Annotated in this window: 10 protein-coding genes; 5 read left to right on the top strand and 5 right to left on the bottom strand. The window is 35.1% G+C overall.

The features are described from left to right. Positions 1–190: 190 nt before the first annotated feature. The 4 genes from ACFRAE_RS08240 (at position 191) to ACFRAE_RS08225 (ending at position 5,162) form a co-directional block, all read left to right on the top strand. Positions 191–2,386 carry a sensor histidine kinase gene (locus ACFRAE_RS08240; protein ID WP_422796663.1) on the top strand — a complete coding sequence of 732 codons (2,196 nt, stop codon included), beginning with the start codon at positions 191–193 and terminating at the stop codon, positions 2,384–2,386. Positions 2,387–2,485: 99 nt separating this feature from the next. After that, positions 2,486–2,995 carry a pyridoxamine 5'-phosphate oxidase family protein gene (locus ACFRAE_RS08235; protein WP_422796662.1) on the top strand — a complete coding sequence of 170 codons (510 nt, stop codon included), beginning with the start codon at positions 2,486–2,488 and terminating at the stop codon, positions 2,993–2,995. A gap of 146 nt (positions 2,996–3,141) precedes the next feature. Next, a complete protein-coding gene (locus ACFRAE_RS08230; RefSeq protein ID WP_422796661.1) occupies positions 3,142–4,398 on the top strand; it encodes a putative DNA modification/repair radical SAM protein in 1,257 nt (418 codons plus the stop codon). Then, the gene (locus tag ACFRAE_RS08225; protein WP_422796660.1) at positions 4,398–5,162 is read left to right on the top strand and encodes a TIGR03915 family putative DNA repair protein; all 765 of its coding nucleotides are present in this window, start codon (positions 4,398–4,400) and stop codon (positions 5,160–5,162) included. Before ACFRAE_RS08230 ends, ACFRAE_RS08225 begins: the two co-directional genes overlap by 1 nt. Positions 5,163–5,204: 42 nt before the next feature. Here ACFRAE_RS08225 and ACFRAE_RS08220 read toward each other — a convergent pair whose 3' ends face one another. Continuing rightward, positions 5,205–5,453: a hypothetical protein gene (locus ACFRAE_RS08220; protein WP_422796659.1), complete on the bottom strand. Its 249-nt coding sequence runs from the start codon at positions 5,451–5,453 to the stop codon at positions 5,205–5,207. Continuing rightward, on the bottom strand, positions 5,450–6,214 hold the full coding sequence (locus tag ACFRAE_RS08215; protein ID WP_422796658.1) for a family 43 glycosylhydrolase: 765 nt from the start codon (positions 6,212–6,214) through the stop codon (positions 5,450–5,452). The genes ACFRAE_RS08220 and ACFRAE_RS08215 overlap by 4 nt, the downstream gene beginning before the upstream one ends. Before the next feature lie 609 nt (positions 6,215–6,823). Here ACFRAE_RS08215 and ACFRAE_RS08210 point away from each other — a divergent pair. Next, positions 6,824–7,525, top strand: a complete 702-nt coding sequence (locus ACFRAE_RS08210; RefSeq protein WP_422796657.1) for an NUDIX hydrolase — start codon at positions 6,824–6,826, stop codon at positions 7,523–7,525. Positions 7,526–7,552: 27 nt separating this feature from the next. Here ACFRAE_RS08210 and ACFRAE_RS08205 read toward each other — a convergent pair whose 3' ends face one another. The 3 genes from ACFRAE_RS08205 to ACFRAE_RS08195 form a co-directional block, all read right to left on the bottom strand. After that, positions 7,553–9,694 (bottom strand): DUF4838 domain-containing protein, encoded by a 2,142-nt coding sequence (locus ACFRAE_RS08205; protein WP_422796656.1) that lies wholly within the window; start codon positions 9,692–9,694, stop codon positions 7,553–7,555. Positions 9,695–9,770: 76 nt separating this feature from the next. After that, positions 9,771–11,285, bottom strand: coding sequence for a YaiO family outer membrane beta-barrel protein (locus ACFRAE_RS08200; protein WP_422796655.1), 1,515 nt, complete (start codon positions 11,283–11,285; stop codon positions 9,771–9,773). A gap of 1 nt (position 11,286) precedes the next feature. Beyond that, on the bottom strand, positions 11,287–12,708 hold the full coding sequence (locus tag ACFRAE_RS08195; RefSeq protein WP_422796654.1) for a glycosyltransferase family 2 protein: 1,422 nt from the start codon (positions 12,706–12,708) through the stop codon (positions 11,287–11,289). Position 12,709: the final 1 nt, after the last annotated feature.

Genomic DNA, 12,709 nt, shown 5'->3' with positions numbered 1-12,709 from the left:
TTAAGAATTCTCCTTGACCCGAAACAATTGCCTCCAATAATTGTTTATGGTGTACGATAGATTGCCTTTCTAATTATGGGGTTTAACTTCCTAATAAATGCAATACTTGATTCAAAATGCTGTTGATTAGGCCGCATTACTAATTCGTTGTTGTTAAAGAAAGAAAGATAAAAACACTAACAATACCCTTATGACATCAATACGTCAATCTTGTGAAGAGATCAACCTTTCTTTTCTAGGCGAAATCCAAAATTTAGGCTTTTTAATTCTTGCAGACCAATCGCTAAACATTATATCCTTTAGTGATAATTATTTAGCGTATTTAGGATCCGCATGGAACAATAGTTTGCATAAGAATTTATTAAAGGAATTACATCATCATAAAATTATCTCCAATAGTCAAGTTACAGGGCTGCGTAAGCTTATTGAAGAACAGGAATTATTGGAATCTTTGGAATTAAGTATTCATGGCAAGCCATTTCACTTATCCATTCATGAATATCAAGATATTTTCTATTTCGAATTTGAATTTAAAGTGGCCGAGCCTGTGATGAGTATGCACCGCATTAATTCAAAAATATTAGGCATACAACAGGTGAAAACCAATGTTTGGCAATTGTTATGCGGTTATATTCAGGATGTTATCGCAATGGACAGGGTCATGATTTACCAATTTAATGAAGATCAAAGTGGAGTTGTCATTGCTGAAAGTTTAACCGATACGTCACTCGAATCTTTTTTGGGATATCATTATCCTGAATTTGACATTCCTATTCAAGCAAGAACCTTTTATTTGAAAAAACATTGCCGATTTGTAACTGATATTGACCTCCCTAGCATTAAAATTTCAGGAATTTCCCCTGCAGTAATTAATTTATCTTCGATTAATATCCGATCCTTAGCGCCTATACATTTAGAATATTTAAAAAATGCTGGATTTAAATCATCGATAAGTTTTTCTATCATCATCAATAATGTACTTTGGGGTTTAGTGTGTTGCCAGTCTATACAAGCAAAGCATATTGACCTAGCCAATCGAAACTTGGCCTTAGCCTTGACATATTCCGCAGCTGCAAAATTTCAAGAACAAAGAAATATTAAATTACTGCTATTTAAAGAAAAAGTTCAAGAGTTTGAATTATTACTGAAAGAAAAGTTACTCCTAAAACAAGACCCCATTGGAGAATTAAATAACCTCGCGAATGATTTAATGTGGTTTATGAGAAGCGATGGCCTCGCATTGATTCACCAAAATAAGATTCATTTGCATGGGGAAACACCGGCTGAAGAAGATATCCAGCAATTAATGACGGTATTAATCCATGCTCGTGAAGGCCAAACCTTAGTCACTAGTCCAAATATACAATCCCTGATACCTGAAGTACCGGCATCTTACCGAAACTTTCCCGGTATTGCTACTTTCATTGTAGGTGAAAACCGTGATCTTTCCATTGTTTGGTTTAGAAAAGAACTAATTTTTAAACGCAAATGGGCAGGAAATCCAACGAAGCTATACAGCCATCGTGTCGGCAGCACCCAAAGCTCCATTTCTCCAAGAAAATCTTTTGAATTATGGGTAGAAGATGTACAAGGGAAAGCAATTCCTTGGAATGAAAGGCAAACATATTTTTTAACACGAATAAAGCATATCGTTCTGAATGCATTAATCCAAAAATCTCAAGAAATTGAAAGTCTAAACAAAAAGTTAATTGAGCGAAATAATGCGTTAGACACTTATGCCTATACCGTAAGTCATGATTTGAAAAATCCACTTACAGCAATAAAACTTTCTGCGCAATTTATACAACAAAGACCCTTAACAGATAAAGATACCCTAGTCAAGTTTACAGAAAGAATAACGCATTCTGTAGATCAAATGTGTTCCATGCTGGATAGAATTCATGATTTAGCCTCCGCAAATTCCATCACGTTTCAAAAAGAGAAATTGGAATTAAAGGATATGATCGAAGATATCATTTATCAATGTAAAGCACAGTATGGACGAGCAGAAACTCAGATAGAGACCAAAAACATCCTGCCTATATATGGAGAGAAAACATTAATCTATCAGTTATTTCTGAACCTCATTGGCAATGCGATTAAATACTCTTCCAAAAAAGAAGTTCCTCATGTACTCATCCATGCAAAAGAAGAAGATGACTCCGTCGCATATTATATTACGGATAATGGAATTGGGATGGAAGCATCTGATTTGAGTTCCATATTTGAAATCTTTAAACGAATGGATAATGCCCAACAATTTGAAGGCTCAGGTATAGGTATGTCGATTGTAAAAAGAATAATCGACAAATTGAATATTCAGATTCATATTCAGAGTGAAATCAATCGCGGAACCTGCATTCGATTGAATTTTTCAAATCCTTAAATGTAACGTGGAATCGCTTAACGAAAAATATTTTGAACAATTCCGTGAAATGAGGTGTTTAAAATCTAATAACTACACAGCACAAAAAAACATGCAATTATGAGCACAGAAAATTTAAGCAATCAAGAGGCAATTGAAAAACTACAATCTATTGTCAATAGCATAGATATAGGTATGCTGAGTACCTTTCAAAAAGATGAACCCTATCCTTATATTGTTCCTATGAGTAGACAAGAGGTCGATGATCAAGGGCAAATTTGGATTATGTTATCTTCAGAAAGTAAAACCTATCAAAATTTGCAGAAAAACAATAAACTCACCATTACTTATGCTGATCCAAAAAACTACTGCTTTCTAACGATAAGTGGCACGGGGAAATTATTAAGAAATCAAGCTCAAATAGACAAATATTGGAATAAAATGATGGAAGCCTGGTTTAATGAAGGTCAAAATGACCCTAAAATTCAATTACTTTGTATTAACCCAGAGGATGTTTACTACTGGGATTCAAAATCCAACAAAATAGTAACCCTATTTAAAGTAGCAGCAAATGCAATAGCTGGACAAGATTTTGATATTGGAAGAGATGGAAACCTGAACATAGGTTAAATCTCCCATTTATTAAGACAATATCCATAACTCCGCTATACTAATAAAACTAAAAAATTTATATTATTATATGTTAAAATTACATTTATTAAGTTAATTTACTAATTAAATTAGTAAATTTGTTATGTGATTTCAATATTAATAATATGATAACACTAGCAGAAAAGCTTAATATACTCGCTGATGCCGCCAAATATGATGTAAGTTGTAGTTCTAGCGGAGGCAATCGCAAAAACAAAGGTGGAATAGGTGATTCCTCGAGTTCTGGAATATGCCATACGTATACCGAAGATGGTCGATGTGTCTCCTTACTGAAAATTCTTTTAACTAATTATTGCATATACGATTGTGCATTTTGTGTAAGTCGTCGAAGCAATGATATTCAGCGAACGGCATTTTCAGTGAACGAAGTCGTCGAATTGACAATGAACTTTTACCGTAGAAATTACATTGAAGGGCTGTTTTTAAGTTCAGGTATTTTCAAGTCTGCAGATTTTACGATGGAAAGATTGATGCGCATTGTAAAAAAACTAAGAACAGAGGAACGCTTTTATGGATATATTCATTTAAAAACTATTCCCGGAGCAAGTGAAGAACTCATTAAAGAAGCGGGACTATACGTAGACCGCATGAGTATTAATTTAGAAATCCCTACAGAGGAAGGATTAAAGCTCGTGGCACCAGAGAAAGACCATGATTCTGTCCGAAAACCATTGGCTTATGTAAATAGCCAAAAAAAGATGTTCCAGGAAGAAAAAGCGGTATTAAAACATGTTCCATCATTTGTACCTGCTGGCCAAAGCACACAAATGGTCGTGGGCGCAACCCCAGAAAATGATTATGAAATCATGAAGATTTCTTCAGAATTTTACCAAAAATATCAATTAAAAAGAGTGTATTACAGTGGATATGTCCCCATCAATGCCGAGAATAACTTATTACCACAAATTGGAACTTCCCCACCACTAATACGTGAAAATAGACTATATCAAACAGATTGGTTATTGCGCTTTTACAAGTTTGATTTGGAAGAAATCTTAAATCCTACCTTTCAGGATTTAGATCTCGATATTGATCCCAAATTAAGTTGGGCTTTAAGAAACCCACAGGTATTTCCTATCGATATTAATACCGCCGATTATCAACTTATCCTAAGAATTCCAGGAATTGGAAGAAATTCAGCAAGAAAGATAGTGCAGTCTAGAAAGTTTGGTAGAATTTATGAATATCAAGTAAAAAAAATGGGTATTGCCTACAATCGAGCGCGATTTTTCATGTGTTGTGCAGATACAAAAAGCACCTGGGGGGACTTACCCATGGCAAATGTAAAAGAATCTATATTATCATTAGGAACTAGCAAATATTCATCCATTAAAACGCCACAGCAGCTCTCCTTATTTTAATGATATACTATATTTTCGATGGTTCCTATAATGGCTATCTTAGCGCCTTTTTTGCGATGTACGAAAACAAAGAATTTAATGCTATCCCTAGCCTTGAAGAAGATATGGGGAATGAGTTATTTAGCCAAAAGAAAACAATTCACACAGATCCACAAAAAGCAGCACGGATAATAAAGTCATTAGAAAAAATATTAGGCAAGCATACAACAGCCTTGTTTTTCAACAATTTCCTTTCTGAAGACCGTAAGGCTTGGTTGATCAGTTTTAGACTGATGATTCAAATTTTTAAAGGAAATCATTTTATATTAAAAAACTATGGCCATGCAGATAGTTTATATTTTTCAGACATACTAAAAAAGGTAAGTCGGGAAAGACATCGCATGAAAGCATTTATTCGTTTTCAAAAAGATGAGCATGACCTGTATTCCGCGATAATTGACCCAGATTTTAACGTGTTACCTTTAATTGTTCGATTTTTTCAAAACAGATATGCAGATCAACAATGGATCATATTTGATGTAAAGCGGAACTATGGATACCATTATGATTTACGACAGGTACATGAAATCATCCCGTCCAGTTCGATAAATCAAGAGCAAGCTTTAGCTGTTCCTATCGATTTAGATGCCAAAGAACCGTTGTATCAGTTATTATGGAAAACATATTTTAAATCGACCAACATTGAATCTCGGAAAAATTTAAAATTGCATATTCAACATGTACCAAAACGGTATTGGAAATATTTAGTCGAAAAACAAGATTAATTTAGAATTTCAACACTGCCTAATTTAGTCAAAATAAAACCCTTAATTGACCTGAGTCTGATTTATCGTTAACGTATTACCCATATCTTGAATAGGGAAAAACTGTGCACGTTCCTTGCCCGCTGGTGAATTTGGACCATGTAAAACCAAAAATAAATTTCCTTTTAAATCTTTAAAGATCATTCCATGCCCACCATTTTTTTCAAATATGGGATTAACTTCTTGCTCCCAAGGGCCATGAATGCTACCTGTGGTCGACCGCGCTACCCCTACCGCATAATTTCCATTCATAAACTAGACCAAATCATCAAAAGTTCTCCGGTTTTGCTTTGATAAACATAACAGCCATCGGTTACATAGCTCCTCGTTTGATCCTTATGCCTTGTGCCAGTAGACCATTTTGCTTCGGAGGCTTTAAATAATGTTTTAGATTTACCCTTGGTTTTGGACAAATCTTTTTCCAAGGCAATTAATTCCATGGTGCCATCATTGATTTGTACCCATTCATGGCAATAAATCATATATGGGATTCCTTTTTCAACCCATAGTGTACCGTCTAAGGTCATATCTTTCATGTCCAAATGTGGATCTTTAGCAAAAGATTTAAAAGGTCCCAAAGGATTATCTGCTTTAAATATCTGCACTGATCGGTATTGGTAAGGCGGCCAGTCTGCTTTTGCTGCTTTCCAAGTCTTGTCTGTATTTATAGTTGCAAAAATATAATAATGACCTTGATACTCATGAACCTCAGGCGCCCAAATCCCACCATTTAGGGTGTTTTCTTCAGGAATTTGCAATACCTGAATAGGACCTTTCCAGTTTTGCATATCGGTGCTTTCATAGGCAGCAACACCCCCTACGATTTTACCATTATCGAGTTTCACAGACTGCGATTTGTACAAAAGATACCTGTTTTCTTTTTTATCGGTAATGACGAATGGATCACGTATAGGTAAGTCTTCCGTCTTTATCAGCGCTTGACTATGAACATGATTTATGCCAATAACGAACATAAATAGATAAATCAGAAAAGATAAGCTTATGGGTTTCATAGGTTGTATGTTGACTTCGGTTTAAATGTCTAATATACATGTATTTTAGCAATATACTAAATCAGCACAGGCTATTTCCGAAGATAAAATTTAGTCTGAACCCAATACTTTCAAGGATCTTGCTTGGATCTTCATCGGATCTTATGCGGAATTCCTTCGAAAAATTTCGAACAAGATCCGTTTCATATCCATTGCTATTCCATAGTTCACTCCTCTTATTTGTCCCAGCAATAACAAAATAATCCAGTAAAATGTTAACCTAAAAAACTTGAATAGAATAGCCTGCAAGTTCCTAAACCTATGATTACCGGAATGATTCCATCCATGAATAATTAATCCGTAAAAAAACAAGAAAGGATACATCCAAAAATCGATTCCTAAACAAATTATTAGTACATCTATCCTTTCCTCCTATGGCTTATCAGGAATCGTTTTTTTCAATAAATGCAACTTATTATTAAATAGATTGTATGTTTTATCAGAAAAATTTTGGTTTAAACCTATAAAATAAACTACTTTTGTAAAATAATTAATCTCAAAACAATACTTTTTGTTTATAAATTAATTACAACATATATATTCTTACAAACGAAGTAGATACGCAATCTCATGCAGTATTATAAAAAAGAAAGCAAATTACTTGTAGCGGTAGATTGCATAATTTTTGGATTTAACGGTGAAACCATTGATATTTTATTAATTAAGAGAGGTTTTGAACCAGAAATTGGCAAATGGAGTTTAATGGGAGGATTCGTTCAACCGGACGAATCTCCAGAACGATCTGCTTCACGAGTCTTAAAAGAGTTAACGGGATTAGAAAATATCTTTATGGATCAATGTGGTGTTTTTGGAAAGCCCAACAGAGAGACTGGAGAAAGAGTAATCAGTATAGTCTATTATGCTTTAGTGGATAAACAAAAATATCAAAATACTCAAAATGATCGATATGAATCGCAATGGTTTCCACTTAAAGAAATCCCTAAACTTATTTTCGATCACCATGACATGATAGACCAAGCGATCCGAGAATTGCAAAGTAAGGCTGCCTTATACCCTATTTTATTTAAATTATTGCCGGAAAAATTCACCATACCTCAAATTGCTACCATCTATGAAAATGTTTATCAAATCACCTTTGATAAACGGAATTTTAGTAGAAAACTTAATGCTTCTGGGATATTGATCAAACTAAATGAAAAAGACAAGGAAAATTCCAAAAGGGGCGCCTATTATTTTCGAATAAACAAAGATTTGTACAAAGAAAAGGTTATGTCCTTCATCCGACACTTGCCCAGTTGGTCGATTGAATAGATAGGCACTACGCATTCTTTTAACAAACTATTGAACCCAAATTTCGTCTATAGCTAAATTTGGTTTCTTATTTGGATGAAAGCGCCACTCGGGCAATTGATCAAAAGGTTCTGCAAGTATTCGTATCGATTTCACCACTTGTTTCTCCAAATTGAGTTTTACCGTAAACTTTCCTTTTTCATAATCCTCGTCCAGGTCTGGAATGGTTTGCGATAAAACTTCTTCAAAATTTACGGCATCTTTAGAAATGAAAAACCGCACACGACGAGGCTTAAATATCCAGTGACGAGCATCATCTAGAAATTGTGTTTCAATGTATTGGATCTCTTCGGCTTTATCAAAATGAATTGTTGCATCCAAAGGCTTGCCATTGAAAATAAGCCAGTTATAACTAAAATCTAAATATCCTGGATTTTGATCTATTAAAGTCTTTAATCCTTTGGCAGGAAAATCAGGAACAAAAGGATGTGCCAAAGTAACGTGAGCTTTTGCTGCCAAATTTGGTCTCACTTCACTCTGCAGTATTTTTCTCCATTCTGCCGCGTACAGCGAATCCGTCATTCCGTCTTCCGATAATTCTTTAATATCCGAAGTATTCAAGGAATGAATGAATCGTTGAAGTTTTTCTTCAAATTTTGGTTTCACTTTCCATTGTCCCTCTTCAAAGTCGTAAATCCCATGCTTATCAATTCCAAAAAATTTGGCTTGTTGGAAAACCACGTATTCAAACGACAACCTAATTTTTGCTATCCTTTTTGCGAATAAAGGATTATCCGCTACTGCATCTTCTGCACGATCCAATATGCTGCTGTATAGGTCTATAGCTTCTGGGGATAGAAAGTCTCGATGATTATCGATGGGATTGCCATAAATATCCAATTTGGCTTGCTTGCTTATTAAATCTTCACGAATAGTTTTTATATACCGTAAGATCTCTTGAGCTGCTTTTCCATAATATCCTTGAACAAATTCGGCAATCAAATCCTCTTCTTTTAAATCAGGATTCCATAATAATTTTGCCAATAAATAGGCTTTTAATTCTGCGAAATCTGAATAGGTATGGCCACTCCCTTGAGCAAAAACCCCCTGAACTTGATTATTCTTAAAATATCGAATATTATCTCCTATAGTTCCCCATTGTGGAAATGGCGCAAGGTAATTGGTAAATTGGGTATAATAATCCCAAACGAAAATATGGGATGCTTTTTCTTTCCATCGATTGAGTTGAGAGCGGAATGCCTGAGCACTAGGCTCTTTACTTAAAGGATTGCTACGGTAAGCATCTATACTACTTAACATGACGTACACATTAGGCAGAGCTTTTTCTTTAAGTGGTGGATTGGCACTGTAGGTATAGGCTAGCGTAGTAAATTTCTGCTTTGGAAATTCTTGAGCTACTTGATTCACAAATCTCATTAATGATCCTTGTGGGCCACCTTCTTCTTGATCAATTGCTTTACACTCATCGCATTCGCAATATCCAAGATCATCATTAGGACTGATAGACCAATAGGTCGCATCCGGTTGATCGGCGATCAGGTGTTGAAATTTATCTTTAACCAACTGAAAAACCGCTGGATTTGACAGGCACAATTGATTGGGTTGTCGTTTTCCTCGATAATATGAAAAATATTCCGGATGCTCTTGAAAATATTCAGCTGCTGGAATTAGTTTATTGAAACTATGCCCCCATAAGCCCCACAATTTCTCCAAATTGTGTAGCCCATGCCAATCTAAATATTCCTCATCCAATTCCGTTGGAAAGTAAACTTCTCGGAAGTCAAAAGAAGGTTTCGCAGATAAATGAAAGGTGCTAGGTAAACTGAGTTGTTGATGTTTAGGAATATGGGTACCCTCTTCCCCAATATACCATTTTCTTGCTCCTAAGAGATTTTCGATCAATTGATAGGTAGCAAATAGGATGGTTTCACCAGATGCTTTGATATGGATATTTTTCCCTTGTACGCTTATGTGAAATTCATCCTTCAGAGCGGGATTAGCTGTATTGGAAAAAATTATACTGGGCTGTTTGCTCGTCTTTGTATGATGTATTGGCAATTCAAAATCAGTAGATTTTCTAATGTAAGACTGCAAGATGACAGCCGCTTTTTCAGCGTATCTATCTTTTGAAGGTAGTAAAATAACATAATCACTTTTTCCACTCTTCATGAATTGAATACTTTTCTGCGCGTAAGTACTCGAAACCAACAAATTCATAGCTATAAAAATCAACCACCTTAACATATTAAAAATAACGTTTTAGGCTCAAATTTAAATTAAATTGATTTAAATAGTTAATATCTGTGATTTTGTAAATCGACCAATTCCCATTTGAACCAACAATATATTTACCAAATTTATGCTGTATTCCCATTCCAATAGCATATGATTTGAATACGGAAGGATTGTTATAAAATAAATAACGTTCCCTATCATCCGGAGATGTTCCTAAATTCCCGAGTATGGTAAAGAAAGTTTCAGGTTTATTTTCATTGTAATAATACCTCCAAGATCCTGCAAAGGAGGTCTCTATGCGGTCTTGGTCGAAGGTTAAGAAACTTCTTAAGTAAAAAAAGTTAGCGCCAATATATTTTCCTATCGAGGCAACACCTGAATAATTTCCCTCCCCTATTTGCGGTTTCATATACCTTAACCCAAGGTCAACCTGCCAAGTAGGAAATTCTTTATAAATCGTATATGCAGCCCGCCAAGTAGGAAAGGCTAAGCTTGTAGAATAAGCCACACTGTTGTAGGAATATACGGTTTTGGAATAATTCATCCATGATTCCAGCAAATACTGAAAACCCTCTCCATTTCTCAAATTGGCCCAATTAACCTGACCAGACAAGGATATTTTAGGATTTAGTTTTGCACCCAATCCTAGGCCACTCATGAAATAAGTTCCTACAGGTCTATCGTAACTTACAAAGGATTGATCTAAAATCAAGTAATAGGTATAGGTCTTGTTATCCTCATATACACTTTTCAATTCCGTATAAGCTGTTTCTTTTGGATTAAGTATGATCAAAGAGTCCATAATCTCTGCTGCCTGATGATATTCCTTTTTCGAAGCGTACCAAGCGGCTATCTTATTTAAATTAGATTCCGCCTCGTACTTTTCTAGGATTAATTGTCTATATAATCCGATAGATAGGTCAGGATTATTGAAATGAGTTATGTTGGCCTTTAATTGCAGCACGTCTAAGCGATCTGGATGTGCTAAAAGAATAGAATCCAAGAGTTGCATATCCGCCAAGGAGTTTTTTTGAGCAATCCCTTTTAGGGTTTGTTCTAATTTCAATGTGTTCCTCTGTGCTAAGGTTTCCTCATCGTATTCTTTCTTTAGCTGATGAACATAATTTTGATCCTTTTCCAGAAAATTTGAGGTAGTCCAGATGGCATCAGCCTCTTGATAATTTCCCAATTTCCAAAGTGATCTTGCTAATCCACTATAAGCATCTAAGTAATTTGGATTACTCGCTATAATTTGGCGAAAATACTGTGCTGACCAATCATAATTGCCCATTTTTAGATAGCTTATACCCATGATATAGGTAAAATCTAAATAAGAAGGATATTTATTAAGCACTGTTTTGGCTAGTTGGATCGCCTCATTCAGCTGATTCTGTTCGACATATTTTAGTCCCGTTTTTACTAAATCATCTGGATTTTGATCTTTTCCTTCCCACTTTACTTGCGCAAAACTAGGTTGTATAGAAAATATAAGGAGTAATACGTATAGTATCTTCAATGTCTTCATGTTAATCAATTAATTCTGCTTTTTTTACTGTACCTTTTCTGACCATTTCTCCCCACACATGTTTCTTTCCACGTAATTCTTGCACATAGCCCTTCAAACTACAGAATACAATGATTGGATGATAAATAAATGGTTCAAAAAAGGCAATCATACACAATCTTCCTACTTCAAACCAGTTATCATAATATTTACTGATCAAGTGGTCGAGTAAAATGGAATAGGTGGTCATAAAGACGGAAAAGCTATAAACCATCAGCAGGATAAGCGCAGCCATATCCCAATTGATTGCACCAATCGAAGCCATAAATATGAAGAAAATGAGACCCAATAGTTCAACAATTGGGGCAAAAAATTCAAACAGCAAATTATAAGGCATCACTACGGTACCCAGTTTTTTATATTTTGCATTGAATATCAATCTACGATGATCTTTAATGATTTGAAACAAGCCTCTAGACCAACGAATCCGTTGCCTTACAAAGGTTTTCAAATTGTCGGGGCCTTCAGTCCAACACAATGTTTTGGGAATGTATTTTACCGCATAATCAATTTTTTCCTCGCAGCAATAAGCACACATACGGATAAGAATCTCCATATCCTCGCCCAAAGACTTGATATCGTATCCACCTGTTTTCAATAATATTTCTTTATCAAACAAACCCAATCCGCCAGAAACATTGGATACCGCATTAAAGCTAGACCAACCCATTTTTCCAAATAAATAAGCCCGTATATATTCCATTTCTTGAAATCGAACAACATAATTGGATGGCAAATTAATTTTTTCAATTTTTCCAGATTCGACAATACACGAATTGGACATGCGTAACGTGGCACCTACCGCAATGACACGTTTGCGCGAAGAAAGAACCGGTTGAATTAGATCACTTAAGGTTTGACTAGCCAGTACAGAATCAACGTCGGTATTAAGGATATAAGGAAATATCGCGACATTTAATCCCGCATTGACGGCATCCGCTTTACAACCGCCATTGATTTTCGTAATAATAGTTAATTTCCGGAATGATATATTGGTGGATCGATAGATCCGTAATATCGGTGAGGATATTACTTTATACTCAATGTAATATTCAGGAATTTCTACCAGCTCAAATTCTTTTATTAGTTTCTCTAAGGTATTGTCTGTACTCCCATCATCCACAACGATAATTTCATACCTTGAATAGTGCAGGGTGAGTAGTGAACGTACATTATCAATGATAGTTACCGATTCATTAAAAGCTGCGGCTATAATGCTAATACCTGGCGCATTATCGGATTGTCTTAACTTGGAATCGCTCCAGTACCTACCTATCGATATAAATTTCAATATGGCAATTAAAGAACTTACAAATAATACAACGTATACGATGAATAATGCCAGGGAATAAGACCCAAAAAAATATTCTAAGGTATGAATCACA

Source organism: Sphingobacterium sp. HJSM2_6 (assembly GCF_049316305.1).
Taxonomy (GTDB): Bacteria; Bacteroidota; Bacteroidia; order Sphingobacteriales; family Sphingobacteriaceae; genus Sphingobacterium.
This window is presented reverse-complemented; position numbering and strand designations above follow the sequence as displayed.

Excerpts from the sequence above, each read along its gene's own strand:
- ACFRAE_RS08200 (WP_422796655.1), bottom strand. The coding sequence starts at position 11,285 with ATGAAGACATTGAAGATACTATACGTATTACTCCTTATATTTTCTATA.
- ACFRAE_RS08220 (WP_422796659.1), bottom strand. The coding sequence starts at position 5,453 with ATGAATGGAAATTATGCGGTAGGGGTAGCGCGGTCGACCACAGGTAGC.
- ACFRAE_RS08235 (WP_422796662.1), top strand. The coding sequence starts at position 2,486 with ATGAGCACAGAAAATTTAAGCAATCAAGAGGCAATTGAAAAACTACAA.
- ACFRAE_RS08230 (WP_422796661.1), top strand. The coding sequence starts at position 3,142 with ATGATAACACTAGCAGAAAAGCTTAATATACTCGCTGATGCCGCCAAA.
- ACFRAE_RS08225 (WP_422796660.1), top strand. The coding sequence starts at position 4,398 with ATGATATACTATATTTTCGATGGTTCCTATAATGGCTATCTTAGCGCC.
- ACFRAE_RS08210 (WP_422796657.1), top strand. The coding sequence starts at position 6,824 with ATGCAGTATTATAAAAAAGAAAGCAAATTACTTGTAGCGGTAGATTGC.
- ACFRAE_RS08205 (WP_422796656.1), bottom strand. The coding sequence starts at position 9,694 with ATGAAGAGTGGAAAAAGTGATTATGTTATTTTACTACCTTCAAAAGAT.
- ACFRAE_RS08215 (WP_422796658.1), bottom strand. The coding sequence starts at position 6,214 with ATGAAACCCATAAGCTTATCTTTTCTGATTTATCTATTTATGTTCGTT.
- ACFRAE_RS08240 (WP_422796663.1), top strand. The coding sequence starts at position 191 with ATGACATCAATACGTCAATCTTGTGAAGAGATCAACCTTTCTTTTCTA.